This window comes from Phaeobacter sp. A36a-5a, from assembly GCF_037911135.1.
GTDB lineage: Bacteria > Pseudomonadota > Alphaproteobacteria > Rhodobacterales > Rhodobacteraceae > Phaeobacter > Phaeobacter bryozoorum.
The window spans coordinates 2,156,312-2,182,524 of the sequence record NZ_JBBLYU010000001.1; the positions used below are offsets into that span (position 1 = coordinate 2,156,312).

General features: G+C 63.3%; 27 protein-coding genes. 15 read left to right on the plus strand and 12 right to left on the minus strand.

Annotated features, from left to right (window positions below; genetic code table 11):
- The first annotated feature begins 88 nt into the window (after window positions 1-88).
- The 4 genes from WLQ66_RS10015 (at window position 89) to WLQ66_RS10030 (ending at window position 3,516) form a co-directional block, all read left to right on the plus strand.
- The gene (locus tag WLQ66_RS10015; RefSeq protein ID WP_340546162.1) at window positions 89-1,375 is read left to right on the plus strand and encodes a hypothetical protein; all 1,287 of its coding nucleotides are present in this window, start codon (window positions 89-91) and stop codon (window positions 1,373-1,375) included.
- A 194-nt stretch (window positions 1,376-1,569) separates the two neighbouring features.
- Window positions 1,570-1,752 (plus strand): hypothetical protein, encoded by a 183-nt coding sequence (locus tag WLQ66_RS10020; protein ID WP_027246833.1) that lies wholly within the window; start codon window positions 1,570-1,572, stop codon window positions 1,750-1,752.
- A 297-nt stretch (window positions 1,753-2,049) separates the two neighbouring features.
- The gene (locus tag WLQ66_RS10025; RefSeq protein WP_340546163.1) at window positions 2,050-2,361 is read left to right on the plus strand and encodes a hypothetical protein; all 312 of its coding nucleotides are present in this window, start codon (window positions 2,050-2,052) and stop codon (window positions 2,359-2,361) included.
- Window positions 2,362-2,550: 189 nt separating this feature from the next.
- A complete protein-coding gene (locus WLQ66_RS10030; protein WP_340546164.1) occupies window positions 2,551-3,516 on the plus strand; it encodes a LysR family transcriptional regulator in 966 nt (321 codons plus the stop codon).
- Between the two features lie 7 nt (window positions 3,517-3,523).
- Here WLQ66_RS10030 and WLQ66_RS10035 read toward each other — a convergent pair whose 3' ends face one another.
- From WLQ66_RS10035 to meaB, 5 genes are all read right to left on the minus strand, one after another.
- Entirely contained in the window at window positions 3,524-3,964 is a 441-nt protein-coding gene (locus WLQ66_RS10035) for a low molecular weight protein-tyrosine-phosphatase (protein ID WP_340546165.1), read from the minus strand.
- Window positions 3,965-4,112: 148 nt separating this feature from the next.
- Complete coding sequence (locus tag WLQ66_RS10040) at window positions 4,113-4,583, minus strand: copper chaperone PCu(A)C (RefSeq protein WP_340546166.1); 471 nt, start codon at window positions 4,581-4,583, stop codon at window positions 4,113-4,115.
- Window positions 4,584-4,636: 53 nt separating this feature from the next.
- Window positions 4,637-4,993, minus strand: a complete 357-nt coding sequence (locus WLQ66_RS10045; protein WP_340546167.1) for a DUF2946 family protein — start codon at window positions 4,991-4,993, stop codon at window positions 4,637-4,639.
- A gap of 178 nt (window positions 4,994-5,171) precedes the next feature.
- Entirely contained in the window at window positions 5,172-5,462 is a 291-nt protein-coding gene (gene rpmB / locus WLQ66_RS10050) for a 50S ribosomal protein L28 (RefSeq protein WP_260088093.1), read from the minus strand.
- Window positions 5,463-5,758: 296 nt separating this feature from the next.
- Entirely contained in the window at window positions 5,759-6,796 is a 1,038-nt protein-coding gene (gene meaB, locus WLQ66_RS10055; RefSeq protein WP_374015564.1) for a methylmalonyl Co-A mutase-associated GTPase MeaB, read from the minus strand.
- A gap of 139 nt (window positions 6,797-6,935) precedes the next feature.
- Here meaB and hrpB point away from each other — a divergent pair, with 139 nt between their 5' ends.
- From hrpB to WLQ66_RS10070, 3 genes are all read left to right on the plus strand, one after another.
- Window positions 6,936-9,440, plus strand: a complete 2,505-nt coding sequence (gene hrpB / locus WLQ66_RS10060; RefSeq protein ID WP_340546168.1) for an ATP-dependent helicase HrpB — start codon at window positions 6,936-6,938, stop codon at window positions 9,438-9,440.
- A gap of 182 nt (window positions 9,441-9,622) precedes the next feature.
- Window positions 9,623-10,081 (plus strand): NUDIX hydrolase, encoded by a 459-nt coding sequence (locus WLQ66_RS10065; RefSeq protein ID WP_340546169.1) that lies wholly within the window; start codon window positions 9,623-9,625, stop codon window positions 10,079-10,081.
- 90 nt (window positions 10,082-10,171) lie between these two features.
- Window positions 10,172-11,653: an inorganic phosphate transporter gene (locus WLQ66_RS10070; RefSeq protein ID WP_340546170.1), complete on the plus strand. Its 1,482-nt coding sequence runs from the start codon at window positions 10,172-10,174 to the stop codon at window positions 11,651-11,653.
- Window positions 11,654-11,770: 117 nt separating this feature from the next.
- Here WLQ66_RS10070 and argF read toward each other — a convergent pair whose 3' ends face one another.
- The 3 genes from argF to WLQ66_RS10085 form a co-directional block, all read right to left on the minus strand.
- Window positions 11,771-12,697 (minus strand): ornithine carbamoyltransferase, encoded by a 927-nt coding sequence (gene argF / locus WLQ66_RS10075; protein ID WP_340546171.1) that lies wholly within the window; start codon window positions 12,695-12,697, stop codon window positions 11,771-11,773.
- A gap of 109 nt (window positions 12,698-12,806) precedes the next feature.
- The gene (locus tag WLQ66_RS10080; protein ID WP_340546172.1) at window positions 12,807-13,991 is read right to left on the minus strand and encodes an aspartate aminotransferase family protein; all 1,185 of its coding nucleotides are present in this window, start codon (window positions 13,989-13,991) and stop codon (window positions 12,807-12,809) included.
- A 311-nt stretch (window positions 13,992-14,302) separates the two neighbouring features.
- Complete coding sequence (locus WLQ66_RS10085; protein WP_340546173.1) at window positions 14,303-14,560, minus strand: zinc ribbon domain-containing protein; 258 nt, start codon at window positions 14,558-14,560, stop codon at window positions 14,303-14,305.
- Between the two features lie 83 nt (window positions 14,561-14,643).
- Here WLQ66_RS10085 and WLQ66_RS10090 point away from each other — a divergent pair, with 83 nt between their 5' ends.
- Together WLQ66_RS10090 and WLQ66_RS10095 are read left to right on the plus strand one after the other, a co-directional pair.
- The gene (locus WLQ66_RS10090; protein ID WP_340546174.1) at window positions 14,644-15,009 is read left to right on the plus strand and encodes a MerR family transcriptional regulator; all 366 of its coding nucleotides are present in this window, start codon (window positions 14,644-14,646) and stop codon (window positions 15,007-15,009) included.
- Window positions 15,010-15,059: 50 nt separating this feature from the next.
- The gene (locus tag WLQ66_RS10095) at window positions 15,060-15,992 is read left to right on the plus strand and encodes a DMT family transporter (protein WP_340546175.1); all 933 of its coding nucleotides are present in this window, start codon (window positions 15,060-15,062) and stop codon (window positions 15,990-15,992) included.
- On the opposite strand, the gene WLQ66_RS10100 is transcribed toward WLQ66_RS10095, so the two are convergent.
- Entirely contained in the window at window positions 15,974-16,834 is an 861-nt protein-coding gene (locus WLQ66_RS10100) for an ABC transporter permease (RefSeq protein ID WP_340546176.1), read from the minus strand. The genes WLQ66_RS10095 and WLQ66_RS10100 overlap by 19 nt on opposite strands.
- 293 nt (window positions 16,835-17,127) lie before the next feature.
- Between WLQ66_RS10100 and WLQ66_RS10105 the strand changes: the two genes are divergently transcribed.
- On the plus strand, window positions 17,128-17,736 hold the full coding sequence (locus tag WLQ66_RS10105) for a GcrA family cell cycle regulator (protein ID WP_340546177.1): 609 nt from the start codon (window positions 17,128-17,130) through the stop codon (window positions 17,734-17,736).
- A 164-nt stretch (window positions 17,737-17,900) separates the two neighbouring features.
- Here the strand turns inward: WLQ66_RS10105 and WLQ66_RS10110 are convergent, their stop codons facing one another.
- Window positions 17,901-18,419, minus strand: coding sequence for a YHS domain-containing (seleno)protein (locus WLQ66_RS10110; protein ID WP_340546178.1), 519 nt, complete (start codon window positions 18,417-18,419; stop codon window positions 17,901-17,903).
- Window positions 18,420-18,767: 348 nt separating this feature from the next.
- Here WLQ66_RS10110 and yghU point away from each other — a divergent pair, with 348 nt between their 5' ends.
- Window positions 18,768-19,649, plus strand: coding sequence for a glutathione-dependent disulfide-bond oxidoreductase (gene yghU / locus WLQ66_RS10115; protein ID WP_340546179.1), 882 nt, complete (start codon window positions 18,768-18,770; stop codon window positions 19,647-19,649).
- Window positions 19,650-19,755: 106 nt separating this feature from the next.
- On the opposite strand, the gene WLQ66_RS10120 is transcribed toward yghU, so the two are convergent.
- Complete coding sequence (locus WLQ66_RS10120; protein ID WP_340546180.1) at window positions 19,756-20,553, minus strand: SseB family protein; 798 nt, start codon at window positions 20,551-20,553, stop codon at window positions 19,756-19,758.
- Window positions 20,550-21,143, minus strand: a complete 594-nt coding sequence (locus tag WLQ66_RS10125; protein ID WP_340546181.1) for a uracil-DNA glycosylase family protein — start codon at window positions 21,141-21,143, stop codon at window positions 20,550-20,552. The genes WLQ66_RS10120 and WLQ66_RS10125 overlap by 4 nt, the downstream gene beginning before the upstream one ends.
- 286 nt (window positions 21,144-21,429) lie before the next feature.
- On the opposite strand from WLQ66_RS10125, the gene WLQ66_RS10130 reads away from it, so the two are divergent.
- From WLQ66_RS10130 to WLQ66_RS10145, 4 genes are read left to right on the plus strand one after another with little or no spacing between them, the layout of a single operon-like run.
- A complete protein-coding gene (locus WLQ66_RS10130; RefSeq protein ID WP_340546182.1) occupies window positions 21,430-22,092 on the plus strand; it encodes an ABC transporter ATP-binding protein in 663 nt (220 codons plus the stop codon).
- Window positions 22,067-23,776 carry a KpsE/RkpR family capsule polysaccharide export protein gene (locus WLQ66_RS10135; RefSeq protein ID WP_340546183.1) on the plus strand — a complete coding sequence of 570 codons (1,710 nt, stop codon included), beginning with the start codon at window positions 22,067-22,069 and terminating at the stop codon, window positions 23,774-23,776. The genes WLQ66_RS10130 and WLQ66_RS10135 overlap by 26 nt, the downstream gene beginning before the upstream one ends.
- Before the next feature lie 4 nt (window positions 23,777-23,780).
- The gene (gene kdsA, locus WLQ66_RS10140) at window positions 23,781-24,614 is read left to right on the plus strand and encodes a 3-deoxy-8-phosphooctulonate synthase (protein ID WP_340546184.1); all 834 of its coding nucleotides are present in this window, start codon (window positions 23,781-23,783) and stop codon (window positions 24,612-24,614) included.
- Between the two features lie 21 nt (window positions 24,615-24,635).
- Entirely contained in the window at window positions 24,636-26,132 is a 1,497-nt protein-coding gene (locus WLQ66_RS10145) for a phosphomannomutase/phosphoglucomutase (protein ID WP_340546185.1), read from the plus strand.
- The last annotated feature ends 81 nt before the right edge of the window (window positions 26,133-26,213 follow it).

Genomic DNA, 26,213 nt, shown 5'->3' on the forward strand with positions numbered 1-26,213 from the left:
GAGGCTAGGGTGGACATTTTTCACACAGTTCTACGTTTTGAGAGTGGTCGCGATATCGGTCAGAATATCTTACGCTCCTACACGTGACATGATCGGTATTCTCCGGTTCGCGTTAGATAAGCTATCTTATGCCCCTAAGATTCACGGCGACCCAGCATTTTCAGATATTATCGATCTAGCAAAGCTATTGGCTCCCACCAAATCGCTAGGAAAAACGGCAGTCAAAGGTGCGCTGAATGACATCTTGCTGCGAGGTCATATCGATGGCAACTTTCTAGATACAGAAGGGAAAAGAAAGAGCCTGCGCAGTGATATCGGAAATTTTGACAACATATCGCTCGCCGATCCACTCTTTGACAACTCACCAGATCTGGAAATATCAAAATTTATTAGTGCCTTAGATGTAAATTCGGCAATCCTAAACCACTGGCGCGAGTGGTACAAAGGTTTCCTCGACGGCAAACCGCTCGATTGGGACCTGCAACGCCGGGTTGCCTTGATCGACGATGCAATCTGGGACGCTGGCCCCGAAGCCGTCGCCGCCGAAATCGAGCGGATCAAGGCTGAATTCCTCGCTGAAAAACTACCATTGGCCGAGACCATCGAGCTGAACCCGGAGACTGGCAAGTTCCGCGCGGTGCCGATCCCGGTGGAGAACGCGTCTTATATGTCCGCTCTTCTGTCGCAGATCGGCGACGCACTGGAGGATTGCCTTGGCGGCCATAACGGGCTGTCGGAGCGCTCGGGCGATGTGAAAAAGCTCAACCGGGTGCTGACCAAATACAGGGACGACCCGCAGAACGCGGAGCTGACGCTGACAACAGTTGCCGGCAGCCTGCGGCGGCAATTGATTGAGACCAGAGAACTTCCCCCGAATGAGGATAACCACGCCCTTCTCCACACTGTAGAGGAAGGCGTGCGCGGCATTCGGGTCAATCATTCTGAGGTCGCGGCGAACCGCGAACAGCTTGGAAGGCAGGCGTTCAAAACGCTTGCAGCTGAGGAAAAGCAAGTGCTGGAAGAAGCCTTGCCCATCCTTACAGCGATCAGCGAGGCAGAGCTTGCGGAAGATTTCGCGCAGGATATTCCAGAACTGATCAACGATGCCACATTGCCGCTGGCAAATGGCGCGCCCCCTTTGCCCGGCGCGGATGCGGCAACACGGGTGTTCAGCCGTGTTTCCAAGATGGCCTTGTTGAAAGATCAGTATGACACGGTCACACGCAAAGGTGCCGAATGGTTCGACAGCGACACTCGAAAGACAGTGCAACTCGCTGGCTTGGTAGGTGGTGGTGCAGTTGCGGCAGGGGTCAATTTTGGCCCCAAGTTGCTTGAACTCGTAAAAATTGGCCTGCGCCTGCTCGGTGTTCTCTGAACAGGCCACCCCCAGTCCCAAGGCCAAACCGCGCCTGATCTACGCAAGGTCAGGCACTGCCCTCCCCGCTTTGTCAAAACGCCGCAAATTCGTCTGGCCTCCTGCGGGCGGGTCGAAAATACGCTATACTGTGGCCATTCCGCGAGACGCGCGCCCCCGCTGCGGGGGATCCCACTGCTCAGGAGGACACCGAAATGGATGCCATCAGAACTGCCGAATATGCCCGAGCGCTCTATTCAGCGCATGGGGACAAGGCCGAGGCCGAAGTGGCGCAGAAAATGCGGCGTTGTCAGGAGGCTGGCAAAACCGCCGAGGCCGAGGACTGGAAGTCGGTCCGCCAGATGATCCTGTCCCTGCGCGGGCCAAATCAGTCCTGACCTGCGCCCGCTGGCCGCTCGGTCGAACAGCTGCCCGAACGGGGGGCCGGACTATCGGACAGCGCCGCGTCGCCATAGCAGATCACCAGAGGGGCCGGCGCCCGATGGGCGCGGCAGCGGCTGGGCTATGCCCGGGCCGCGGCGGAGGCCCTCTTGCCCGTTGGCGGGTTTCCGCCGAGGGCTAACCAGCTGTTTACCTAGATTGAAAGCCTCCGCCGCTTGCGTCATAGTCCCGGCACACGCGGGCATCAGACCCGTTCAGATCAGAGCACTTGCAGATTTCTAGGGACAATGAAGATGAAGCTACTGCTGACTGCCACGCTATGCGCTGTGATGATCACCGGTGCGATGCCTGCCCCCGTCGACGCCGGCGCCATCGAGAAGGCCTGCCGCCAGTCCAACCGCGCCGCAGCCTCGCCGTCACTCTGCCGCTGCATTCAGTCGGTGGCCAATGCCAGCCTCAACCGCAGCGAACGCAAGACCGTGTCGAAATGGTTCAGCGATCCGCATCAGGCCCAGGTCGTGCGCCAGTCGAGCCGCAGCTCGGACGAGCGGCTGTGGAAACGGTACAAATCCTTCGGTGAAAACGCAGCCCGGGTCTGTAGCTGATCCGCTGCGGCGGGGTGGGTTAATCACGTCCAACCCGGCGCCCGAATGACACCGGGTGACATCGGATAAGACGCCCCGCAGGCAGAGGCTATCACGGACCGCAGCTGAGCAGACGATGCGCATCGCCCCTCCCCTTTCCCATCGACGGGACGCAGAACGGCGCCCGCACCATCAGGCAGGACCGCAGATATGTTGATGAAAGGGGTGACGCTGCGCGGGCTTGAGGTGTTCGAAGCGCTCGCCAAGACCGGGTCGGTGGCACAGACGGCCGCGCTCACCGGGCTGAGCCAGCCTGCGGTCAGCCAGCAGCTGCGCAATCTGGAAAGCGCGCTGGGGGCGGAGCTGGTCAACCACGGCCGCCGTCCGATGGTGCTGACCCCGGCCGGGCGCAATTTCCTGGTGCGGACGGAGGCGGTGCTGACCGAGCTGCGTCTGGCGCAGAGCGAATTGAGCGTGGTTGACCTCAACCACCTGTCGACGCTGTCCATCGGTCTGATTGATGATTTCGACAATGATCTGACCCCGCGTCTGGCCACCACGCTGGCCGAGAGCCTGGTCAACTGCCGTTTCAAGATGATCACCGCAGGCAGCCACGACATTCTGGACGCACTGGATGCGCGCGAGCTGCATATTGCCGTGGCGGCCACCTCCGGTGCGCTGCGCGAGGGGATCACCGAATACCCGCTGGTGCGCGATCCCTTCATGCTGGTGGCGCCGCGCGGGATGCTGCGCAAACCGGAGGCGGAGATGGATATCCTCAGCGCCCTGCCGTTTCTGCGCTATGAGAGCAGCCAGCTGATTTCGCAGCAGATCGAGGCCCATCTGGCGCGCCAGAAGCTGCTGTTTGAGGAACGGTTCGAAATCGGCTCGCATCTGTCGCTGATGGCGCTGGTGGCGCGGCGGATCGGCTGGGCGATCACCACGCCGCTGGGCTATATGCGGGCTGGCCGGTTCCATGATGAGATCGAGGCCTTTCCGCTGCCCTTTGGGGCGTTTTCGCGGCGAATTTCGCTGTTTTCCAGTGCCGATTGGGCCGACCGGGTGCCGCGCGACGTGGCGCAGACGATGCGGCGGCTGGTGCAGGGCCATATGATTGACCCTGCGGTACACCGCCTGCCCTGGCTGGCCGGTGAGCTGAAGGTGCTGGAGGACTGAACCCGCCTTAGCGCAATGTTCTGGCCAGCCCGGCTGCGGCGGCTTCGATCAGATCGAGGCATCCGTCAAAGTCGCGGGTGTAATAGGGATCCGGCACGTGATCGGCGCCATGATCCGGGGCGTAATCGGTGAACAGCCTGACCGGCGTCGCAGCTCCCTCGGGGCGCAGCGCTTCGATATCGGCGAGATTGTCGCCATCCATTGCGATGATCAGATCAAAGCGGGCGAAATCCTGTGGTGTGAACTGACGCGCGCGCAGATCCGACAGATCAATCCCCCGCGCCCCGGCTGCGGCCTGCATGGCGCCATAGGGCGGCGCGCCCACATGGTAGCCTGCGGTGCCGGCGCTGTCGGTCCCGACCTGCGGGCAGAGCAGTCGAAACACGCCTTCGGCGGCGGGGGAGCGGCAGATATTGCCAAGACAGACAAAGAGAACGTTCTGCGTCACGGATGCGGCCTTTGCTGGATGCGCCGCGATTTGGCGCGAGGGGAGAGGCCCATGGTAACGCGCCCGCAGAAAAAGAAAATGGCCAGCCCATGCGGCGGTCTGCGCGGGCTGGCCGAAAAAGGGCTGTGGTTTCAGATCAGACGGGCGATCAATGCGAGTGTTTCATCGCACCGTGATCTGCCTTGCGCTCCAGATCGACGGGCACGGTCACGGTGACCTCACCGGCCTTTTCGAACACGAGGGTAAGATCGACCGTATCGCCATGCTCCAGCGGTCTGGTCAGCCCCATCAGCATCACATGATCGCCGCCACGTTGCAGCATATGGGTGGCACTGGCAGCAACGGCAAAGCCCTCCTCGACGTGGAGCATCTGCATGACGCCGTTTTCGCCTTCCTTATGGGTGTGCAGCTGCACCAGCTTTGCGGCGTCGCTATGGGCTGCGATCAGGCGGTCGTCGCTGTCGGAGGCGTTTTCGATCATCATAAAGGCCGCGCCGCTCTTGGCGGCTTTGGAGGAGACGCGGGCGTAGCTGTCTGTCACGGTGATGTCGGCGGCAAAGGCGGCACCGGCAAAACAGATGGCAGCGACGCTGGCGGCAAAAGTGGTCTTGAAGGTCATTGGTCGTGATCCTTGATACGTAGGCTTCGGAATTCAGGTCTGGTGGAGCGCGCTCAGACCGCGCGCAGAGGCACCAGTTCCGGTGGACCACGGGCCCAGGCCGCCAGCCGCACCATGGGCAGGATCGCGGCGGATTCGCCCAGATCGCGCGTCAGCTGTCGCGGCAGGGTACTCTGCGCCGGAAGCGGCAGCGACAGCGCAAGATCGGCGGTGAAGGTCAGGCATTCGGGGCAGTCCATCGGCGGCGAGACCGGCTGGCCGTCGCTGTCGATATAGACCATCACCGGCCCGGTGCCGGTACAGATCACCATCTGCCCCGTAGCATCGCGCATACCCGCCTGCGCGCTGACGCCGGTGACGGCCATCAAAGCGATCAGGGCCAGAGCCAGATATGAACGCAGCAAGGTCATTGTGCCGCGAGATATGCGCCCGCGACCGCGCCGCTGCAAGGCGAAAAAGGGACGCAGGCAAAGCAGGCGCGACCGGCGAGACAGGCACACCAGTGACACATATGAAAACGCCGCGCATGAGGGTCATGCACGGCGTTTCGAAATCTTGTCCCTGCCCGCTGCGGGCCGGGTCTGGCGATCAGGCCTCGGCGGCTTGTGCCTTGGCGATCTCTTTCTTGACCTTCAGCGCTGCGGTGGACAGCTCTTCGTCCTTGGCTTTGGCCAGGAATGCGTCCAGACCACCACGGTGATCAACGGTGCGCAGAGCAGCCGCGGAGATGCGCAGCTTGATACCACGACCCAGAGTCTCGGACTGGAGGGTCACGTCGTTCAGGTTCGGCAGAAAGCGACGTTTGGTTTTGTTGTTGGCGTGGCTGACATTGTTGCCAGTCATCGGGCCTTTTCCGGTCAGTTCGCAACGGCGCGACATAGGTTCATCCTTCGTATCTGGGGCGCCCGTGGATCATTGTTCGAATCGAGCACCAAATTACAAGGGGCGCGGCCATTGGCTGCGCCCGAAAACTGGTTGGATGCGTTTAGGAGGAATCGCGTGCAGGGTCAAGCCATATGAAACGGATTTATGGGACAACCCGTGCACAACCTCCCAGCGGGCTGTTTCAGCACCCAAGGTCTGCGCCCTCATAGCCTGTCTGAGGCGCGGACTCCAGCGTTTATCACAGCATCTGCGCCTGCCGCAGCATCCCCTCCCGGCAGCCGGTGCGGACCTCAACCGACGCCCAGCCCGGCCAGCAGATCCCGGGCCGCCGCCGCCGGCGTGATCTGCCCTGCCGCCACATCTTCGGAGAGTTCCGCCATGCGGCTCCGCGCCCAGGGGGTTTCCAGCCGTGCCAGCAGCGCCTGACGCACATCCTCGCCAAACCAGTAGCGGGCCTGTTCGGCGCGGCGGCGCTGCCAGTGGCCATTGGCGCGACGCCAGTCGGCCAGCGCCTGCATGTCGTCCCATGCGGTCTCCAGCCCGTCCCTTGTCGCGGCAGAGACCATCAGCGCCTTGGGGAAGCCATCGGGATCCTGCGGACGTTTGCGCAGCAGGCGCAGCGCCCCGGCATAATCGGCGCAGGTGCGGGTGGCGGCCGGTTTCAGATCGCCGTCGGCCTTGTTCACCAGAATGATGTCGGCCATTTCCATGATACCGCGTTTGACGCCCTGCAATTCGTCGCCCCCCGCCGGCGCCAGCAGCAAGAGAAACAGATCGGACATTTCCGAGACCACGGTTTCTGACTGCCCGACCCCGACGGTTTCGATCAGCACCACGTCAAAGCCCGCCGCCTCGCACAGCGCCACCGCTTCGCGCGAGCGGCGCCCAACGCCGCCCAGATGGGTCTGGCTTGGCGAGGGGCGGATAAAGGCGTTTTTTTCACGGCTGAGATGTTCCATCCGGGTCTTGTCGCCCAGAATCGATCCGCCCGAACGGGTCGAGCTGGGATCAACCGCAAGCACCGCGACCCGCAGGCCTGCCGCGATCAGCATCATGCCGAAGCTTTCGATGAAGGTGGATTTCCCCACCCCCGGCGTGCCGGACAGGCCGATGCGCAGAGCCTGACGGTTTTCGCGGGCCAGACTGTCCAGCAGGCGGGTGGTGGCCTCGCGGTGGTCGGCGCGCCCGCTTTCCACCAGCGTGATCGCTCGGGCCAGGGCGCGGCGTTCGCCATTCAGGATCCGCGCGGCCAGATCGTCGATATCCAGCGGACCCCTGCGGTCTGCCGTTGTGCCGCCTGTTCCACCGGAATTGCCTGCTGCTGCCATGGTGGCCCTCTCCCCGCTCCTAGGTTTGGGCATTGATGGCGCAGCCGGGCGGCGCTTGTCCAGTGAACATCCGTCGCAGGAGGACAAAGCCGGTGCGCTCGGCGCTGGACCACGCCCGCGCCATTGGCGATAAGGCGGCATGACCAGATTGCCCATTGATGACGCCCTGCCCGAGTTGATCGCTGCCCTGCGCCGCCAGTCGCGTGCCGTGTTGCAGGCGCCACCGGGCGCCGGCAAGACCACGCGGGTGCCGCTGGCGATGCTGGAAGAGCAGCTCTGCGAGGGGCGGATCATCATGCTGGAGCCGCGCAGGCTGGCAGCGCGGGCCGCGGCGGAACGTATGGCCGACACGCTGGGCCAGCCGGTCGGCGCAACCGTCGGCTACCGGATCCGCGGCGAGGCCAAGGTCAGCGCCGAGACCCGGATCGAAGTGGTGACCGAGGGGATCCTGACCCGGATGCTGCAATCGGACCCTGATCTGCCGGGTATCGGCGCGGTGATCTTTGACGAATTCCACGAACGGTCGCTCAATGCCGATTTTGGTCTGGCGCTCTGTCTGGAGGTGGCCGGAGCGCTGCGCGACGATCTGATCCTGCTGGCCATGTCTGCCACATTGGATGCCGCACCCGTAGCCGAGCTGATGGCGGCGCCGCTGATCACCTCCGAGGGGCGCAGCTATCCGGTTGAGACCCGCTGGCTGGACACCCCCCTGCCCGCCGACAGCCGCAGCGGACGCGGTCCGAGGCGGCTGGATGCGCTGGTGGATCTGGTGCTGCGCGCAGAGGCGGAGACACGCCCGCCCGGATCCGGCGGCAAAGGCGGGTCCGAGGCCAAGGGTGGCGGCATTCTGGTGTTCCTCCCCGGCGAGGGCGAGATCCGCAAGGCCGCTGCCGCGCTGGCGACCCGGCTGCCGGGGGATTGCGTGGTGCGTCCGCTATATGGCGCGCTCCCCTTTGCCGAGCAGCGCGCGGCGATCCAGCCGGATCCTGTGGCGCGCAAAATCGTGCTCGCGACCTCGATCGCGGAAACCTCGCTCACCATTCAGGACATTCGCGTGGTGGTGGACATGGGGCTGGCGCGGCGCAGCCGGTTCGACCCCGGTTCCGGCATGTCGCGACTGGTGACCGAGCGGGTGACCCGTGCCGAGGCTACCCAGCGGCAGGGCCGTGCGGGCCGTGTTGCAGCTGGTGTTGGGTATCGGTTGTGGACCAAGGGCGAGGATGGCGCGTTGGCCGCGTTTCCGCCGCCGGAGATTCAGGCCGCCGACCTTACCGCGCTGGCGCTGGAACTGGCGCTCTGGGGGGCGGATCCGGGCGATCTCCCGTTTCTGACGCCACCGCCAGATGGCGCCCTGCAGGAGGCGCGCGCCTTGTTGCGGATGCTCGGGGCGCTGGACGACGAGGGGCGGATCACCCCCCATGGCAAGGCGCTGGCCCGGCTGCCGCTGCACCCGCGCCTGGGGCACATGCTGGCGCGCTTTGGCGCTGATGCGGCACCGCTGGCGGCGCTGCTGGCGGAACGCGACCCGTTGCGCGGCGCGCCGGTGGATCTGGCGCTGCGGCTGGAGGCCCTGAGGGATGCCAAGGGGTTTCAGCGTCGCCGGAGCTATCAGCTGAACCTCCCGACGCTGGAACGCATCAAGGGCGAGACCAAGCGGCTGGCCCGGCAGGCGCGCGGTGGGGCGTCCTCTGCGTCGGCAAGCGCTGCGGTGATGGCCGCCACCGCCTACCCCGACCGGATCGGCCAGCGCCGCAAGGGCGATGCGCCGCGCTATGTGTTGTCCGGTGGCAAGGGCGCGGTGCTGCCACCCGAGGACAGTCTGGCGGCGACGCCGTTTCTGGTGGGGCTCGACAGCGATGGCAACCCGCGTGAGGCGCGGCTGCGGCTGGCCGCACCGATCACCCTGTCTGAGCTGCGCGCCGAATTTGCCGATCAGATCAAACCGCAGCTGACCTGCGCCTGGTCCAAACGCGATCGCCGGGTGGTGGCGCGTCGTCAGCAGTGTCTGGGCGCCATCGTGCTGGAGGATCACATCTGGAAGGATGTTCCGGCGGAGGCTGTGGCGACGGCGATGCTGGACGGCGTGCGCGAACTGGGCCTGCGGCTCAGCGGTGCGGCGGCGCGGTTTGTGGCGCGGGTGCGATTGTTGCAGGCCGATGGCGAGGATCTGCCGGATTTCAGCGAAGAGGCTTTGCTGGCGACGCTGGAGGATTGGCTGCTGCCGATGCTGGACGGGGTGCGCAGCGCCGAGGACTGGAAACGCTTTGACCTGCTGCCTGCGCTGCGCGCGGCGCTCAGCTGGGAGCAGACGCAGAGGCTGGACCAGCTGGCGCCGCCGCATTTCACCACGCCGCTGGGGCGTCGGGTGCCGATTGATTATGCCGAGGAGATCCCGGAGATCTCCGTGCGCCTGCAAGAGATGTTCGGGGTCACCCGCCACCCTACCGTGGGTGGCGTGGCGCTGAAGGTCTCGCTGCTGTCACCGGCGCAGCGGCCGATCCAGATCACCCGCGATCTGCCCGGTTTCTGGTCCGGCTCTTATGCCGATGTGCGCAAGGATATGCGCGCCCAATACCCCAAACACCCCTGGCCCGAGGACCCCACGCAGGCGGATCCGACCCTGCGCGCGAAACCCCGGAAATAGCCAAAACTGATGCCGGAACGCGTGATTTCCCCGCGAATTCACGGAATTTTGCGCCTCTTTGGCGCAAAAACCCGCCGTTTCGCAATCTCGGCCTCTTGAATTCCGGCCCCACCATGCCAAGATTGTTCCAAAGCAAAAATGTGCCGGGCATCCAAGCGTCGGCAGCAGAAAGCTGAGCAGCAATGAAGCATATGATGTCCAGTGCCTGGGAGGAGTACCTCCGGCCAATGTTTTTCCGCCCCAAACGGCTGCAAGTCGCCGCCATGTGCTATCGCGATGGTGCCGAGGGCCGAGAAGTGCTGATGATCACCAGCCGGGGCACCGGTCGCTGGATTGTCCCCAAAGGCTGGCCGATCAAGGGCAAGAACGGCCCGCAATCCGCGCTGCAGGAGGCCTGGGAAGAGGCCGGTGTGCGTGAGGCCCGGATCGAGGGTGAGCCGGTCGGCACCTACGAATATGTGAAATTGCAGGACAATGGCACGAAGGAAACCGTGCACACGCTGGTCTATGCGGCAGAGGTCATTGAGCTGGCCAAGGATTATCCCGAACAATCCGAGCGGACCCGCAAATGGATGTCGCCGGCCGCAGCTGCGGATCTGGTGGCCGAGCCTGAATTGAGCGAATTACTGCGTCAATTGTAACAGTTCCGTGATGGAAATATGACAAACCCCTTGCATGACTGCAGAGGGGACGCTAGGCGCGTGCGCAACTTTTGAATCGGGATCGATACAATGAGCGACGCACCGCAGCGACCGCAGTGGAAGACACTGGACCGGGATCTTAACCGGATTTCTCAACTTGAACTGGCGACATCCTATGTGTCGCGCCCGCTGGTGGCCCCCGGCATCGCGCTGGTCTTTATCGCGCTGGCCGGCGTTGGCGCGGCGGTGTTCCTCGGCTCGGCGCCCTCCAGCTTTGTGGTGATCGCGGCGGCGGCCTTCGGGGCCTATATGGCGCTGAACATCGGCGCCAATGATGTGGCCAACAACATGGGCCCGGCGGTGGGCGCCAACGCGCTGACCATGGGCGGCGCCATCGTGATTGCCGCCCTCGCCGAAAGCGCCGGTGCGCTGCTGGCAGGCGGCGATGTGGTCTCCACCATCTCCAAGGGCATCATTGATCCGGCAAGTGTTGCCAGCGCCGATGTGTTCATCTGGGCCATGATGGCGGCGCTGATTTCCTCGGCGCTCTGGGTGAACCTTGCGACATGGATCGGCGCGCCTGTCTCGACCACACATTCGGTTGTGGGCGGCGTCATGGGCGCTGGTATCGCAGCAGCCGGGTTCGGCGCCGTGAACTGGCCTACTATGAGCAAAATCGCTGCCAGCTGGGTGATCTCACCGGTGCTGGGCGGGCTGATTGCGGCCGGGTTCCTCGCCTTTATCAAGGCCAAGATCATCTATCAGGACGACAAGATCGCCGCTGCACGGCGCTGGGTTCCGGTACTGGTGGGCATCATGGCGGGGGCCTTTGCCTCTTATCTGGCGCTGAAGGGGCTGAAGAAGATCATCAAGATCGACCTGGAGATTGCGCTGCTGATCGGGGCCGCTGTCGGCGCGATGAGCTATGTGATCACCGCACCGCTGATCAAGCGCCAGTCGGAGGGGATGGAGAACCGCAACAAATCGCTGAAGGTGCTGTTTTCGATCCCGCTGGTGATCTCGGCTGCACTTCTGTCGTTTGCTCATGGTGCCAATGATGTGGCCAATGCGGTGGGTCCGCTGGCGGCGATCGTGCACACAACGGAATTTGGCGATATCGCCTCCAAAGTGGCGATTCCGACCTGGGTCATGGTGATCGGGGCCTTTGGCATCTCCTTTGGCCTGTTCCTCTTTGGTCCCAAGCTGATCCGCATGGTCGGCAGCCAGATCACCAAGCTCAATCCGATGCGCGCCTATTGCGTATCGCTGTCGGCCGCGATCACCGTGATCGTGGCCAGCTGGCTGGGCCTGCCGGTCTCCTCCACCCACATTGCGGTGGGGGCTGTGTTTGGCGTCGGTTTCTTCCGCGAATGGCATATGGAGCGCCGCCTGCGCAACAGCTCCGCCACCCAACCCGAAACCAAGCGGATTGCACCGGAAGAGCGCCGTCGCCGCAAACTTGTGCGCCGCAGCCATTTCATGACCATTGCTGCCGCATGGGTGATCACCGTGCCCGCCGCGGCACTGCTGTCGGGCTGCGTGTTCCTGGCGCTGACCGCGATCACAATGTGATCCCGGCCCTGGGCTAAAGTCCCGGCCCGAAGCCTCGGCCTGAAATGGAAAAACCGCCGCATCCTGGCCGGATGCGGCGGTTTTTTGTTGGCCTATTCGCAGGCTGAGGCGAGTGGTTCAGGCCCCGAGGCAATAGCGCATGATCGCCTTTTGTGCGTGCAGGCGGTTTTCAGCCTCGTCAAAGATCACCGATTGCGGACCATCCATCACGGCGGAGGTGACTTCCTCTTCGCGGTGGGCCGGCAGGCAGTGCATGAACAGCGCATCGGGTTTGGCATGGGCCATCAGCGCATCGTTCACCTGATAGCTGCGCAGCATATTGTGGCGGCGCTCCTTGGACGACTGGCTGTCGTGCATCGAGACCCAGGTGTCGGCCACCACCAGATCGGCGCCCTCGACCGCTTTCTGGGCGTCGCGCTCGATGATGACCTGCGAGCCTGCGTTGCGGGCGAGGCCGATGAACTCAGGCTCCGGGTCGAGCTGGGCCGGACCGGTGAAAGTGAAATCAAAGCCGAATTGTGCGGCCGCATGCAGGAAGGAGGCGCAGACATTGTTGCCGTCGCCGCACCAGACGACTTTCTTGCCCTTGATGGGGCCGCGATGCTCCTCATAGGTCAGCACATCGGCCATGATCTGGCAGGGGTGGGTGCGGTCGGTCAGCCCGTTGATCACCGGCACCGAGGCATATTCGGCCATTTCGGTCAGCACGGTTTCATCAAAGGTGCGGATCATGATCATATCGACATAGCGGCTGAGCACGCGGGCGGTGTCGGCGATGGTCTCGCCGTGGCCGAGCTGCATGTCGCTGCCCGACAGCACCATGGTCTGCCCGCCCATCTGCCGCACGCCCACATCAAAGGAGACGCGGGTCCGGGTCGAGGGTTTTTCGAAGATCAGCGCAACCATCCGGTCCTTCAGCGGCAGTTCATCGTCAAGGGCGGCCTTCGGGCGGCCCTGGCGGGCATCCTTGGTGATCCGGGCCTGGTCGATGATCCCGCGCAGATCGGCGGCATCGGTTTTGTGAATGTCGAGAAAGTGGTTCATGTCGGATATCGCTTTCGGTTGTCTTGGTAGGCGGCGGCACCGCATCGCTGGGCCGGTCAAGGCGGGGGCCAGCCCCCGCACCCCCGGAGTATTTCGGGAAAGATGACGGCTAGGCCTCGGCGCTGGCGGTCAGCGCGGTGGCGGCCTGATCGAGACGGGCGAAGGCCTCTCCAATGTCCTCATCGGTGAGGGTCAGCGGCGGCAGCAGGCGGATCACATTGTCGGCGGCCGGAACCGTGACCACCTCGGCCGCATAGCCGGCATTGACCACGTCGATATTGGCCGCCACGCATTTCAGCCCCAGCATCAGGCCGGTGCCGCGCACCTCCTCGAAGACCTCGGGATGGGCGGCCACCAGCCCTTCGAGTTTCTGACGCAGGAGACCTGCCTTGCGGTTGACCTCGGCCAGAAAGGCAGGGTCGGAGACGTGATCCATCACCGCGCAGCCCACCGCACAGCCCAGCGGGTTGCCGCCATAGGTGGAGCCATGGGTGCCTGCGGTCATGCCGCTCGCAGCCTCCTCCGTTGCGAGCACTGCACCCAGCGGGAAACCGCCGCCGATGCCCTTGGCCACCATCATGATGTCGGGGGTGATGCCTGCCCATTCATGGGCAAACAGCTTGCCGGTACGACCCACACCGCATTGCACCTCGTCGAGGATCAGCAGCAGGCCGTGATCGTCACAGATCTGACGCAGCGCCTTCAGCTCTGCATCCGGCACCGGGCGGATACCGCCCTCGCCCTGCACCGGTTCGATCAGGATCGCGGCGGTCTTGTCGCTGATGGCATCGGTGACCGCATCGAGATCGCCGAAGGTGAGATGGACAAAGCCGGGCAGCATCGGGCCGAAGCCCTTGGTCATTTTTTCAGAGCCCGCGGCTGAGATGCCTGCGGCGGAGCGGCCATGGAAGGCACCGGAGAAGGTGATGATCTCCACCCGCTCGGGCTGATCGTTTTCATAGAAATACTTGCGCGCCATTTTCACGGCGAGTTCGCAGGCCTCGGTGCCGGAGTTGGTGAAGAACACGGTGTCGGCAAAGCTGTGCTCCACCAGCCGGTCGGCCAGCGCCTGCTGCTGCGGGATGTGGTAGAGGTTGGAGACATGCCAGAGGTTTTCGGCCTGTTCCGTCAGCGCCTTGACCAGAGCCGGATGGGCGTGGCCCAGCGCATTGACCGCAATGCCGGCGGCGAGGTCCAGAAAACGTCGCCCGTCAGCCTCGATCAGCCAGGCGCCCTCGCCCTTCACAAAGCTGAGCGGCGCGCGATTATAGGTTGGCAGAACGGAGGGGATCATCTGGATCTTCCTTTTGGGCATGATGGGCCAAGCAGTGACGCAGCCGGGCCGCAGGGTCAACGATTTTGGGCGTGATTCTTGAGGTCTTGAGGCATGCCGATGAGCATTGATCAGGCACGCGGGATCGGGGCCGGTTACGCGCTTTGGCGTCGGCGTCGCAGCAGGGAGATATGTGCAGCGGTGATCATGACCGCGTCCATAACGGAGGTTTTGACAAAAGAAAAGACCATTTGTGAAGCCATATGCGACAAAGCGGCACCCCGGGGTGCCACAGTCGGCGCTCTTGCTCGGGGCCGGCCGCTTTGCCGGTGTTATGCGCGCCGCCAGCGATCAAGCCGACCCATGCCGCGGGTGAAGGCCCAGGCCAGAATGCGCGGCATCCCCTTGGCTTCAAGCGCATCGACGCAGTGGGCCTGAAACTCGGCAAGGCTGGCACCGGGGTGCCGGAAGCTGCCGTTTTCATAACAGAGTGAACAATATGTCCCGCTGCGGCTGCCGTCCGCCTCGCTGCCGCCGCCCTCGGGATCCTTGCTGAGCGGCATTCCGCAGCTTTGACACTTGGGACCCATGTCACACCTCTTGATCCGGTTTCACTTCCGGATTATGCTCAAAACCATGGAGTTGAGTCAATTGTTTTCAGGGAGGCCACAGGGTGCGGATCGGTGAACTGGCGCGGCTGAGCGGTGTCAGCCGTGACACGCTGCGATTTTACGAGCGTCAAGGGCTGATCCATTCGGCGCCGGGAGCGGAACCGACCAACAGCTACCGGGATTATCCTGAGGAGGCGCTGATCACGCTGGAACAGATCGCCGATGCGCAGGCCGCGGGCATCAGCATTGCGGATCTTGCCATCCTGCTGAGCCAGCTGGAAGCGGCGGAGCCGGAGAGTTTCGATGGGGTTGCCTTTCTTGACAGCCGGATTGCCGAGGTCGAGGCCCGTATCCAGCGGGCGGAGCGGTTCCTGACCAGCCTGCGCCAGGCCCGCGATGCGCTAGAGGCGGCACCGTTTCGACGCTGAGCAAACCGTTTTGGCTTGCCAAGGCGGCACCGCTGGCGCATCGCTGGCCCATGCACCGGACCATATCGCCCAATCCCGCTCTTGCCGCCGTCTTCATCCTGGTGGCCACAGTTTTCATCGCAGGCACCACCCTGATCGCAAAGGCTTTGGGTACCGAGGCATCGGGTGTGCCGCTGCATCCGCTTCAGATCAGTTTCGGGCGCTTTGCCTTTGCGTTTCTGGCGATCACGACAGTGGTCGCGCTGCGGCGACCCCGGTTCACCCGCCCGCATTGGGGGCTGCATCTCGGGCGCACCAGCTTTGGCTGGATGGGGGTGACGCTGATGTTTGCCTCGGTGGCCTATATCCCGCTGGCGGATGCCACCGCGATCACCTTTTTGAACCCGGTCTTTGCGATGCTGCTGGCGATTCCGCTGCTGGGAGAGCGGGTTGGTCCCTGGCGATGGGCGGCGGCGGCGATTGCGCTGCTGGGCGCGATGATCCTGCTGCGCCCGACCCCGGCGAGTTTTCAGCCCGCCAGCCTGCTGGCGCTGGCGGCGGCTGCGGTGATGGGGCTGGAGCTGATCTTTATCAAGCGGCTGGCCGGGCGCGAGCGGCCGTTGCAGATCCTGTGGGTCAACAATCTTCTGGGCACGGTGATTGCCTGTAGCGCGGTGGTCGCGGTTTGGCAGCCTCCCTCGGCAGAGCAATGGGCGCTGATGGCGGCGCTCGGCTGTATGATGGCCTGCGCTCAGGGCTGTTTCATCAACGGAATCGCGCGGGCGGATGCGTCATTTGTGGCGCCTTTCAGCTATGCGACGCTGATCTTTGCCACGCTCTATGATCTTGCGGTGTTCGCGGTGGTCCCGGATGCGGTCACCGTGCTGGGGGCGGTGATCATTCTGGCGGGCGCGGCGCTACTGGCCTGGCGCGAGGGACGCCTGCGCCCCCCGACCCTGCACGTGGATTCGGGCGCGCAGGCGGATCAGGATTTCAGCCGGTAACCGCTGCGCAGCATCAGCCAGGCCAATGTGCCGATGGCGAGGCTTGCGAGGCTACAGACCACAAGCCCGAGCACCGGCGAACTGTCGGAGGTGCCGATCACGCCGAATCGCACGCCGTCGATCAGGTAGAACACCGGATTGAGATGCGACAGCAGCCGCAGCACTGGTGGCAGCGACTGCACCGAGTAGAACGTGCCAGAGAGAAAGGCGAGCGGCGTCACGATGAAATTGGTGATCGCTGCCATCTGGTCGAACTTCTCGGCGAAGACACCGGCAACAATGCCAAGCCCACCGAGGAATACCGCGCCCAGCACCACAAAGAGCAGCGCCACCAAAGGGTGTTCCGGCACCACGCCAAGCACCAGCATGAGGCCGGTGCCGATGCCGAGGGCCACCAGAACGCCCCGCGCGACCGCGCCGGCCAGATAGCCCAGCAGGATTTCAACCCCGGACAGCGGCGGCATCAGCGTGTCGACGATATTGCCCTGCACCTTGGTGATCACGATGGAGGAGGAGGTATTGGCAAAGGCATTTTGGATCACCGTCATCATCATGATGCCGGGGGCCAGAAATACGATGAAGGGCACGCCCATCACATCGCCCCGCCCCGGCCCGATGGCAATGTTGAAGATCATCAGGAACAGCGCGGCAGTGACCATTGGCGCCAGCAGGGTCTGGGTCCAGACCACCAGAAACCGGGTAACCTCGCGCCGTGCCAGGGTGCGCAGGCCAAGCCAGTTCACCCGCCCGAACCGGCGTTCTCCGAGGGCGATACCCGGTGAGACAGGTGACTCTGCCTGTGCTGCGGTCCCTGCCGGGGTCTGCGGTGTATCCTGTGCCATGTCCGACCTCTTTCACTCTGTGCGGGCCAATCCCCCACCGGTCCGGCGACCTCGGGGGTGGTCACGGCCTTCGTAACCGGTCGCAGGCGCGCGTCAACCCGTGCTGCGCCCTTTGCCGGGGCTGATCGTCGAGCCTGATGGATAGGCTTGTCGCCGCAGATGGCCCGGCAGACCCCTGACAAGCGCAAGACGCTCTTGTAACTCGGGGCGCAGTGATTAGAATAGGGGCTTGTTACGGAATTCGATGGCGGCCGCAGGTTCCTGGGGCCGCTTTTAGCTTGGAAAGGCAACAGATGTCCTGGACAGACGAGCGCGTCGAACTGCTCAAGAAAATGTGGGGCGAAGGGCAATCTGCAAGCCAGATCGCCAAGGAACTCGGCGGCGTGACACGCAACGCCGTGATTGGCAAGGTGCATCGCCTGGGACTGTCCAACCGCAACAGCGGTACGGCCAAACCGGCAGCCGAGCCCAAGGAAAAGCCCGCCGCCGCGCCAAAGCCAGCGCCAGCCGCCGCTGCTGCGGCTCCGGCCAAGCCCAAGCCGCAGCCCAAGACCGAACCGGCCCGCCCGGTAACGCCCGAGCCTGCGGCCACCGGCGACGCCCGGAGCGCGACGCCTGCGCGCCGTCAGATCATCCCGGCCGGACAGCCACTGCCGCCGCAGCCCTCGGCCAATGAGATCAGCCCAGAAGCGCTGGCCAAGGTCAATGAGATCGAGAAGAAGGCCAAGAAGCTGTCGCTGATGGAGCTGACCGAGCGGACTTGCAAATGGCCCGTAGGTGACCCCGCGACCGAAGATTTCTGGTTCTGTGGCCTGCCGGTCCAGCAGGGCAAACCCTATTGCGAAGCGCATGTTGGCGTGGCCTTCCAGCCGATGAGCGCGCGCCGCGACCGCAAACGCTGAACCGCCTGAAACCACCTGCCAGCTGGCCTTGGGTCTGAGCGGCAGGTCGTGTGATGTAAAACAGCGCCCAGGATGTCTCCGGGGCGCTGTTTTCATGCTTGGGGGGAGCGGTTCGAGGCCCCTCCCCCCCCGCGCCCGCAGGCGGGCGATCAGATCGGATCAGATCAGCCTTTCTCCGGCGCCGAGGATGTGAAGTTGGGGATCACGCTCTTGGAGGCATCGGCGGGTTCGATTTCGGGCCAGTTGCCCTCGGCGAGGTTGATGTTGCCGGGAATATCCGCTTCCCAGAAGCCGACGACGTTCTTGGTGATGTTGAGATAGAGTTTGTCATCCACGATGCGCCAGAGGTTCGGGTTGCCCGGAACCTTGCCGCCCTTGGAAACGCCATAGGCACAGTGGCCATCATATTGCGGCGCGTAATACTCGGGGTTGGCAGCAAATTTATCGCGGTTCTCGGCGCTGGAGAAGGCGAAGGTGGCGCCGTTATGCTCAGCCGTGAAGGCGGCATTGCCGGGCACCGCTGCGGGCTGGGCGTTGCCGACAGGGTTCTGCGCCAGATCACGATAGGCCACCACATCGTAGCCCGAAACGGCAAAGCCGGTGTTGTCGACATATTGATCCCCGGCAAAGGCAGGCAGACCAAAGGAGGCAGCGGCCAGGGCGGCAAAGAGAATGCGTTTCATAGACTATCCTTTTCAAAGGCGCGAGCCATCGGACCCGACAGAAGCGGAACGCCGACCATCCGGGCCGGGCTGTTCAGACACTAGCCAGAGATCGCAGGCGATGCGAAGGGGGGCTCACGTCCCTGTGTCCAGTGCGGAGCCGCCGTGATCTGACGCGGGGATTTGTTACAACTGGCAGGCCGCAGCCCTCCCCGGTCAAGAAAAAGTGTATGCCACAGACCTTCCAGTCATTGGAATTTTGCGCGACCTGATTATCTGTTGCAGGATACGGCGCGGCCCCCCTGCTGGGGGACGCTGCGCCACCATCACCTGATCCATTCAAAAACCCTTTCATAACAAGGCCAACAGATGAGTGACACAACCTATACCCCACCGAAAGTCTGGACCTGGGACCAGGAGAGCGGTGGCCGCTTTGCCTCGATCAACCGCCCGATCGCCGGTGCCACCCACGACAAGGAGCTGCCGGTCGGGAAACACCCCTATCAGCTTTATTCGCTGGCCACGCCCAATGGGGTGAAGGTCACGGTGATGCTGGAGGAGCTGCTGGCCGCAGGTCACAAGGGGGCTGAATATGACGCCTGGCTGATCAATATCGGCGAAGGCGATCAGTTCGGGTCCGGCTTTGTCGAGGTGAACCCCAATTCGAAGATCCCGGCGCTGATGGATCGTAGCGGCGACACGCCGGTGCGGGTGTTTGAATCCGGCTCGATCCTGGTGCATCTGGCGGAAAAATTCGATGCCTTCCTGCCAAAGTCCGGGGCCGCGCGCGCCGAGGTGATGAACTGGCTGTTCTGGCAGATGGGCAGCGCGCCGTATCTCGGCGGCGGCTTTGGCCATTTCTACGCCTATGCACCGGAAAAATACGAATACCCGATCAATCGCTTCTCGATGGAGGCCAAGCGTCAGCTGGATGTGCTGGACCGCCAGCTGGCCGAGACCCGTTTCATCGCCGGTGAGGATTACACCATCGCCGATATGGCGATCTGGGCCTGGTATGGTCAGCTGGTGCTCGGGCGGCTTTATGAGGCAGCGGAATTCCTGGATGTGGAAAGCTATACCCATGTGCTCCGCTGGGCCAAGGAGATCGATGCGCGTCCGGCCGTGTCCCGTGGCCGCATGGTGAACCGTGCCTTTGGCGAGCTGCACACCCAGCTGCGCGAACGCCATGATGCGTCGGATTTCGACACCAAGACGCAGGACAAACTGGAACCGGCAGAGGCCGACAGCTGACCGCGGGCGGGGACGGCCCCGCCTACCACCATTGCAGAAGACACTGGACATCGCGGCGCCTAACCGGGCCGCGATGTTTCTGTTTGAGACCCGCAGACCTGCCGCCCTAGCTGAGCCGGGGCGGATTTTCAGGATCCCGTCCGGGGGCAGAGGGCAGTTTCGGTTCTGCCGGTTGCGGCAGATCGAACCGCAGTCCCACCTGCGCCAGCCGCGCCGCCATCGCATCGCTGCTGGCAAAGAAACCCACATCCAGCGCACCCGCCTCAACCCCGGAGAAGGTCAGCGCCTCTCCGACCGCCTTGGCCAGCGCGGGCTGCGCGGCGTCCCTGGCATCGACAAAGCCCAGCAGATGCCCCTGCCCGCCGCCGCGATAGTTCAGCCCGACCAGATAGGCGGCCTGAGCCAGCCCAACGGCGGTGGCCAGCTTGGTGTCCAGCGCGGTGACCAGCACTTCCGGCAGGCCTCCGGGGGCGGTGATCGCCTCGATTTCGGCGTCAACCTCGGCAGGCATCTGGCCGAGCGTCTCATGCAGCCAGGCCACCGCCTCGGCCGGGATCAGGATTGCCGAAGGTGCCACATCCAGGTTAACGCCAAGGCCGATGTTTGCGCCTGCGCCCTGCCCTGCCAGCATCTGCACCACAACCCGCCCCGACAGCGCAGCATAGGGCACGATGCGACCGGCGAATTCCGCGAGCCGGTCCTCGCGGTCAAAAACCAGCGCAAAGGTCCCCTCCTCCGTCTCGAACAGCTCGGGCGCGATACTGTCGCCCTCTGCCTCGCGGGCCAGCATCAGGAACAGCTCGCTATCAGCCAGCCGTTCGTAGAACCGCAGGCGGGCCGCGTCATCCTGCGGCGCGGCCAGCATCGCGGCATGGCTGGTGTCCAGAGGGGTGGCTTCGGTCATGTTATCAGCTCCTGAACCCGGGCGCGCAGGACCGGCAGCAGATCGGTCTCGAACCAGGGATTGCGTTTCAGCCATGCGGTATTGCGCCAGGACGGATGTGGCAAGGGGAAGTCCTGCGGCGCGTGGTCCCGCCAGCTCTCCACCCGCGCCTGAACCGGCTGTTTGCCACCCAGGTGATAGCTGTGGGCATAGGCCCCGACCAGCACACGCAGGCCGATATTGGGCAGGCTGGTCATCACCCGGTCGTGCCAGGTATTGCGACAGATGGCAGGCGGCGGCAGGTCGGCTTTCTTCGGCGAATAACCCGGAAAACAAAAGGCCATGGGCACAATGGCCACCAGCGACTGGTCGTAGAATTGCGCCTCACTCAGACCCAGCCACTCACGCAGGCGATCCCCGGAAGGATCGGTGAAGGGGCGGCCGCTGTCATGGACCCGCGCGCCGGGCGCCTGACCTGCGATCAGGATACGGGCGGCGCTGTCGAACCAGGCGACCGGACGCGGGCTGTGTCTGGTGCTGGTGGCGGCAAAACGCGCAGCACAAAGGCGGCAGGCGCGAATCTCCTGTCGCAGCTGATCAATTGTCGTCATATCCGACCCTGCCATCCACGCCTCAGGCCCCGTTTTTCACCCCGCGTAACCGGTGCCCAGGGCCTCTGTCATCCGGCATCGACCGCCATCTTACGATCAAAGCCCCGTCACTTGGTTAAGGGAGCGTTGCCAAAACCCGTAACAATTGGACATAATATGGTCCAAATAGCAGCCTATGTCGTTAACACAAATCTGTTAGTGCAGTCATAAGGCCGCCGGGATCCGCCTGGCGCATGATGAGGATCAGTGACCCCGAACGGGGCCGAGAGCAGCACCGGAACCCGCGATGCTTGAGTTTGAAAACGTGAGCAAGTCCTTCTGGACCGGCACCCAGCGCAAGGTGATCCTTGACCGGGTGTCCTTTCGCGTTGAACTTGGTAAATCCATGGGGGTGCTGGCGCCGAATGGCACCGGCAAGACCACATTGATCAATATGATGGCGGGGCTGGAAAAACCCGACGAGGGCGATATCCGCCGGGGCTGCCGGATTTCCTTCCCCCTCGGCTTCATGGGTGGCGTTATCAACCGCCTCTCGGCGATGGCCAATGCCCGCTATATCGCCAATCTCTATGGGCTGGATCCCGATTATGTTGAGGCCTACTGCCGCTGGCTCTGCGGTCTGGGGGAATATTTCGACCAACCGGTCGGCACCTATTCCTCCGGGATGCGGGCGCGGTTCAGTTTTGCGCTGATGCTGGCGCTGGATTTTGATATCTTCCTCATCGACGAGGGGATGCCCAGCACCACGGATGTGGAATTCAACAAGAAGGCCGGCGCCATCCTGCAGGAGCGGCTGGAAACCACCACCATCATCATGGTGTCGCACCAGCCCAAGACGCTGGAGAAATTCGTCCGCTCTGCGGCTGTTCTGGTTGATGGCCAGTTGCATATGTTTGAAACCTTGGAAGAAGCGAAACAGCTCTATGACTACCAAACCCAAGGCGAGTAAATTCCGCGTCCGCCGGAGCGGCACCACGGCAGGTCAGCCTGCCGCCGCGCGCCCCGTGCCGCCACCGGGTGCCGCTCAGGCTGGCGCTGGCGCCCTGTCTGCAAGTGTAGCAAGCGCGGCGAGTGCGGCGAGTGCAGCAGCGGATAGTGCTACGGTCAAACCGACAGCCGCAGATGAGCCTGTCATCATCAAGGAACCCGCCGCCGCGCAATCCGGCAACGCGAAACCCGGCAAGCCGTCCACCAATCTGGATGACATCCGCAAGGAAGGGCTGACCGGCCGTCAATTGCGACTGGCGCGCCGCATCGCCCAGAAGAACAACCTGGCCGCCACCTCTGATTTCGACGCGGTCCGCCAGCTGCGACTAAAGGGCATCGATCCGTTCCAGCGCGCCAATATGCTGGAGCTTGTGGTCCAGCCCAACAAGGCCCAGCCGACGGGCAGCCCGCCTGCCCCGGGCGGCGTGCAACTGCCGCAGACAGTCCCCGTCGGCAAGATATCCCTGCCCGCCCAAGAGCTGAGCCCTGCGGAGCGGCGCAACCGGGAAATCAAGCAAATTCAGCGCGATATTGCGCGCCGCCGTCGCCGCCGGTTGCTTCTGCTGGGCGCGCGTCTGGCGTTTTTCGTCATGCTGCCCACGCTTCTTGCGGGATATTATTTCTACAGCGTCGCAACGCCGATGTATGCCGCGAAATCCGAGTTCCTCGTGCTCAAGGCTGACAGCGCAGGCAGTGGTGGCGGTCTTGGCGGGTTGCTCAGCGGCACCCAGTTTGCCACCAGCCAGGATTCGATCGCGGTCCAGAGCTATCTGCAATCGAAGGAGGCGATGCTGCGGCTGGACCGCGAGATCGGATTCAAGTCGCATTTCACCCAAGAGTGGATTGATCCGATCCAACGGCTGAACGACAACCCCACCAATGAGGAAGCCTATAAGACCTATTCGCGCCACGTGAAGATCGGTTACGACCCGACCGAGGGTGTGGTCCGCATGGAAGTCACCGCAGCCGATCCGCAGATCTCGGCGGAGTTTTCGCGCAAGCTGATCAGCTATGCGCAGGAAAAGGTGAACCAGCTGTCGGTGCAAAAACGCTCCGATCAGGTGGGGGATGCCGAAACCGCGCTGGAGATGGCCGAAGAAAAACGCCGCAATGCCCAGGAAACACTGGTGCGGCTGCAACAGCGCGGCACCGTGCTGGACCCCGAAGGCGTGATCATGTCGCTGCGTTCGCAGATCAGCACCTTTGAACTTCAGCGCCAGGAAAAGGAGCTGGAGCTGGCGGCCCTGCTGGACAATACCCGCCCCAATCAGGCCAAGGTGGATGGCGCGCGCGCCGATATCGCGCGGCTGAACAGCCTGATCCAGCGGCTGAACGATCGCATGATTGACGCCTCGGCCGGCGAAAACTCGCTTGCCAGCCTGACGGTGCAGATCCAGATGGCGCAGGCTGATCTGGCGACCCGCGATCTGATGCTGCAATCGGCGCTGCAACAGGTTGAACAGACCCGCATGGAGGCAAACCGCCAGGTGCGCTATCTCACCACGGCGGTAGAACCCGTGCCCAGCGAGGAAGCGACCTATCCCCGCCGATTTGAAAATACGATTTTGGCATTCCTGATCTTTTCCGGTATCTACCTGATGTGCTCGCTTACTGCGTCCATCCTCCGAGAACAGGTTTCGTCATAACGCCATGAAAAATATTTCCGTCGCCGATCTCAGCATCGGCAATGACCGCCCGCTGACCCTGATTGCAGGACCCTGCCAGCTGGAAAGCCTCGATCATGCCCGCATGATCGCAGGCCAGATGAAAGAGGCCTGCGCCAGATACGGCGCGCAATATGTGTTCAAGGCGTCCTACGACAAGGCCAACCGGACCTCGCTCTCCGGCAAACGCGGGCTGGGCGTCGATGAGGGGCTGAAGGTGCTTCAGACCATCGCCCGCGAATTTGATGTGCCGGTGCTGACCGATGTCCACACCGAGGCGCAATGCGCGGTGGCGGCTGAGGCCGTGGATATCCTGCAAATCCCGGCGTTTCTGTGCCGCCAGACCGACATGCTGCTGGCCGCAGGCAGGACCGGCAAGGCCGTGAACATCAAGAAGGGCCAGTTTCTGGCGCCTTGGGATATGGCCAATGTCGTCGCCAAGGTGGAAAGCACCGGCAATGAGAACATCCTTCTGACCGAGCGCGGCACCTCCTTTGGCTATAACACGCTGGTGGCTGACATGCGCTCGCTGCCGCAGATGGCGCAGGGCGGCTACCCGGTGGTGATGGACGCCACCCATTCGGTGCAACAGCCCGGCGGCAAGGGCGGCTCCACCGGTGGGCAGCGCGAATTTGCGCCGCTGATGGCGCGGGCAGCGGTATCGCTTGGCATTGCGGCGGTGTTCATCGAAACCCACGAAGACCCGGATAACGCGCCCAGCGATGGGCCCAACATGATCTACCTCGACCAGATGCCGAAGCTGATCGAGACGCTGATGCGTTTTGATGCCCTGGCCAAGGCCGATCCCATCCGCATCTGATTGACAAGAGAGCCGAGTGACATGACCAAACCCATCCCCGAGGTGCGCCCGAACACCTGGAGCTTTCTGCGCGATCCGATGATCACGCCCACCGGTTTTCGCGAATATGACGCGCGCTGGAAATACCCCGAGGAAATCAACCTGCCCGGCATGACTGCGCTGGGGCTGGGACTGGGCACGCAGATGCACAAGCGCGGCATCCCGCCGGTGATCGCCGTGGCCAATGACTATCGCGACTATTCCGTCGCCATCAAACAGGCGCTGATCATCGGCCTGATGCAGGCTGGCATCGAGGTGCGCGATATCGGCCCGGCGCTGTCGCCGATGGCGTATTTCGCGCAGTTCCATCTGGATGTGCCTGCCGTGGCCATGGTCACCGCCAGCCACAACCCCAACGGCTGGACCGGGGTCAAGATGGGATTTGAACGCCCGCTGACCCACGGCCCGGACGAAATGGGTGAGCTGCGCGATATCGTCCTGAATGGTGAGGGCGTGGCCCGTCCCGGCGGCTCGTATCAGTTTGTGGATGGCGTAAAAGAGGCCTATCTGGACGATCTGGTCGGGGATTTCAAAATGTCTCGCCCGCTGAAGGTGGTCTGCGCCACCGGCAACGGCACCGCCTCGGCCTTTGCGCCGGAGCTGTTTGAGCGCATGGGCGTTGAGGTGGTCGATAGCCACAACAGGCTGGATTACAGCTTTCCGAACTACAATCCCAATCCTGAAGCGATGGAAATGCTGCACGACATGTCCGCCAGCGTAAAAGCCTCGGGCGCTGACATGGCGCTTGGCTTTGATGGCGACGGCGATCGCTGCGGCGTGGTGGATGATGAGGGTGAGGAGATCTTTGCCGATAAGGTCGGCGTCATCATGGCGCGGGATCTGAGCAAGATTTACCCGAATGCGACCTTTGTCGCGGATGTGAAATCCACCGGGCTGTTTGCCTCCGACCCCGAGCTGAAGGCCAATGGCGTGACGGCGGACTACTGGAAAACCGGTCACAGCCACATGAAACGACGGGTGAAGGAGATCGGCGCGCTGGCAGGGTTCGAAAAATCCGGCCACTACTTCCTCGCCGAACCTGTGGGCCGGGGCTATGACTGCGGCATGCGGGTCGCGGTCGAGATCTGCAAGCTGATGGATCGCAACCCCGACAAGAGCATGTCAGACCTGAGGAAAGCACTGCCCAAGACCTGGGCGACGCCGACCATGTCGCCCTATTGTGCCGATACCGAGAAATATACCGTGCTGGAGCGGCTGGTGGAGAAACTGGTCGCCAAGGCCGAGGCGGGCGAGACGCTGGCAGACCGCCCCATCAAGGAAGTCGTCACCGTGAACGGTGCGCGTGTGATCCTGGATAACGGCTCCTGGGGGCTGGTGCGGGCATCCTCCAATACGCCGAACCTCGTTGTGGTCTGCGAAAGCAGCGAGAGCGAGGCCGAGTTGCGCCAGATCTTTGCCGAGATTGACGCGGTCATCCGCACCGAACCGCTGGTCGGGGACTACGATCAGACCTTTTGATCATTCCGGCAGCTGAGATAAAAACGCCCGCCATTGGCGGGCGTTCTTATGTTGTCGGCACTGTGGGAACTGGCCACTCGA

Excerpts from the sequence above, each read along its gene's own strand:
- WLQ66_RS10025 (WP_340546163.1), top strand. The coding sequence starts at position 2,050 with ATGAAGCTACTGCTGACTGCCACGCTATGCGCTGTGATGATCACCGGT.
- WLQ66_RS10070 (WP_340546170.1), top strand. The coding sequence starts at position 10,172 with ATGAGCGACGCACCGCAGCGACCGCAGTGGAAGACACTGGACCGGGAT.
- WLQ66_RS10065 (WP_340546169.1), top strand. The coding sequence starts at position 9,623 with ATGAAGCATATGATGTCCAGTGCCTGGGAGGAGTACCTCCGGCCAATG.
- meaB (WP_374015564.1), bottom strand. The coding sequence starts at position 6,796 with ATGGCAGCAGCAGGCAATTCCGGTGGAACAGGCGGCACAACGGCAGAC.
- WLQ66_RS10080 (WP_340546172.1), bottom strand. The coding sequence starts at position 13,991 with ATGATCCCCTCCGTTCTGCCAACCTATAATCGCGCGCCGCTCAGCTTT.
- WLQ66_RS10030 (WP_340546164.1), top strand. The coding sequence starts at position 2,551 with ATGTTGATGAAAGGGGTGACGCTGCGCGGGCTTGAGGTGTTCGAAGCG.
- WLQ66_RS10015 (WP_340546162.1), top strand. The coding sequence starts at position 89 with ATGATCGGTATTCTCCGGTTCGCGTTAGATAAGCTATCTTATGCCCCT.
- WLQ66_RS10085 (WP_340546173.1), bottom strand. The coding sequence starts at position 14,560 with ATGGGTCCCAAGTGTCAAAGCTGCGGAATGCCGCTCAGCAAGGATCCC.
- WLQ66_RS10135 (WP_340546183.1), top strand. The coding sequence starts at position 22,067 with ATGACTACCAAACCCAAGGCGAGTAAATTCCGCGTCCGCCGGAGCGGC.
- WLQ66_RS10045 (WP_340546167.1), bottom strand. The coding sequence starts at position 4,993 with ATGACCTTGCTGCGTTCATATCTGGCTCTGGCCCTGATCGCTTTGATG.
- WLQ66_RS10125 (WP_340546181.1), bottom strand. The coding sequence starts at position 21,143 with ATGACGACAATTGATCAGCTGCGACAGGAGATTCGCGCCTGCCGCCTT.
- WLQ66_RS10120 (WP_340546180.1), bottom strand. The coding sequence starts at position 20,553 with ATGACCGAAGCCACCCCTCTGGACACCAGCCATGCCGCGATGCTGGCC.
- WLQ66_RS10040 (WP_340546166.1), bottom strand. The coding sequence starts at position 4,583 with ATGACCTTCAAGACCACTTTTGCCGCCAGCGTCGCTGCCATCTGTTTT.
- rpmB (WP_260088093.1), bottom strand. The coding sequence starts at position 5,462 with ATGTCGCGCCGTTGCGAACTGACCGGAAAAGGCCCGATGACTGGCAAC.
- WLQ66_RS10130 (WP_340546182.1), top strand. The coding sequence starts at position 21,430 with ATGCTTGAGTTTGAAAACGTGAGCAAGTCCTTCTGGACCGGCACCCAG.
- kdsA (WP_340546184.1), top strand. The coding sequence starts at position 23,781 with ATGAAAAATATTTCCGTCGCCGATCTCAGCATCGGCAATGACCGCCCG.
- WLQ66_RS10110 (WP_340546178.1), bottom strand. The coding sequence starts at position 18,419 with ATGAAACGCATTCTCTTTGCCGCCCTGGCCGCTGCCTCCTTTGGTCTG.
- WLQ66_RS10095 (WP_340546175.1), top strand. The coding sequence starts at position 15,060 with ATGCACCGGACCATATCGCCCAATCCCGCTCTTGCCGCCGTCTTCATC.
- WLQ66_RS10020 (WP_027246833.1), top strand. The coding sequence starts at position 1,570 with ATGGATGCCATCAGAACTGCCGAATATGCCCGAGCGCTCTATTCAGCG.
- yghU (WP_340546179.1), top strand. The coding sequence starts at position 18,768 with ATGAGTGACACAACCTATACCCCACCGAAAGTCTGGACCTGGGACCAG.
- WLQ66_RS10145 (WP_340546185.1), top strand. The coding sequence starts at position 24,636 with ATGACCAAACCCATCCCCGAGGTGCGCCCGAACACCTGGAGCTTTCTG.
- WLQ66_RS10105 (WP_340546177.1), top strand. The coding sequence starts at position 17,128 with ATGTCCTGGACAGACGAGCGCGTCGAACTGCTCAAGAAAATGTGGGGC.
- WLQ66_RS10100 (WP_340546176.1), bottom strand. The coding sequence starts at position 16,834 with ATGGCACAGGATACACCGCAGACCCCGGCAGGGACCGCAGCACAGGCA.
- argF (WP_340546171.1), bottom strand. The coding sequence starts at position 12,697 with ATGAACCACTTTCTCGACATTCACAAAACCGATGCCGCCGATCTGCGC.
- hrpB (WP_340546168.1), top strand. The coding sequence starts at position 6,936 with ATGACCAGATTGCCCATTGATGACGCCCTGCCCGAGTTGATCGCTGCC.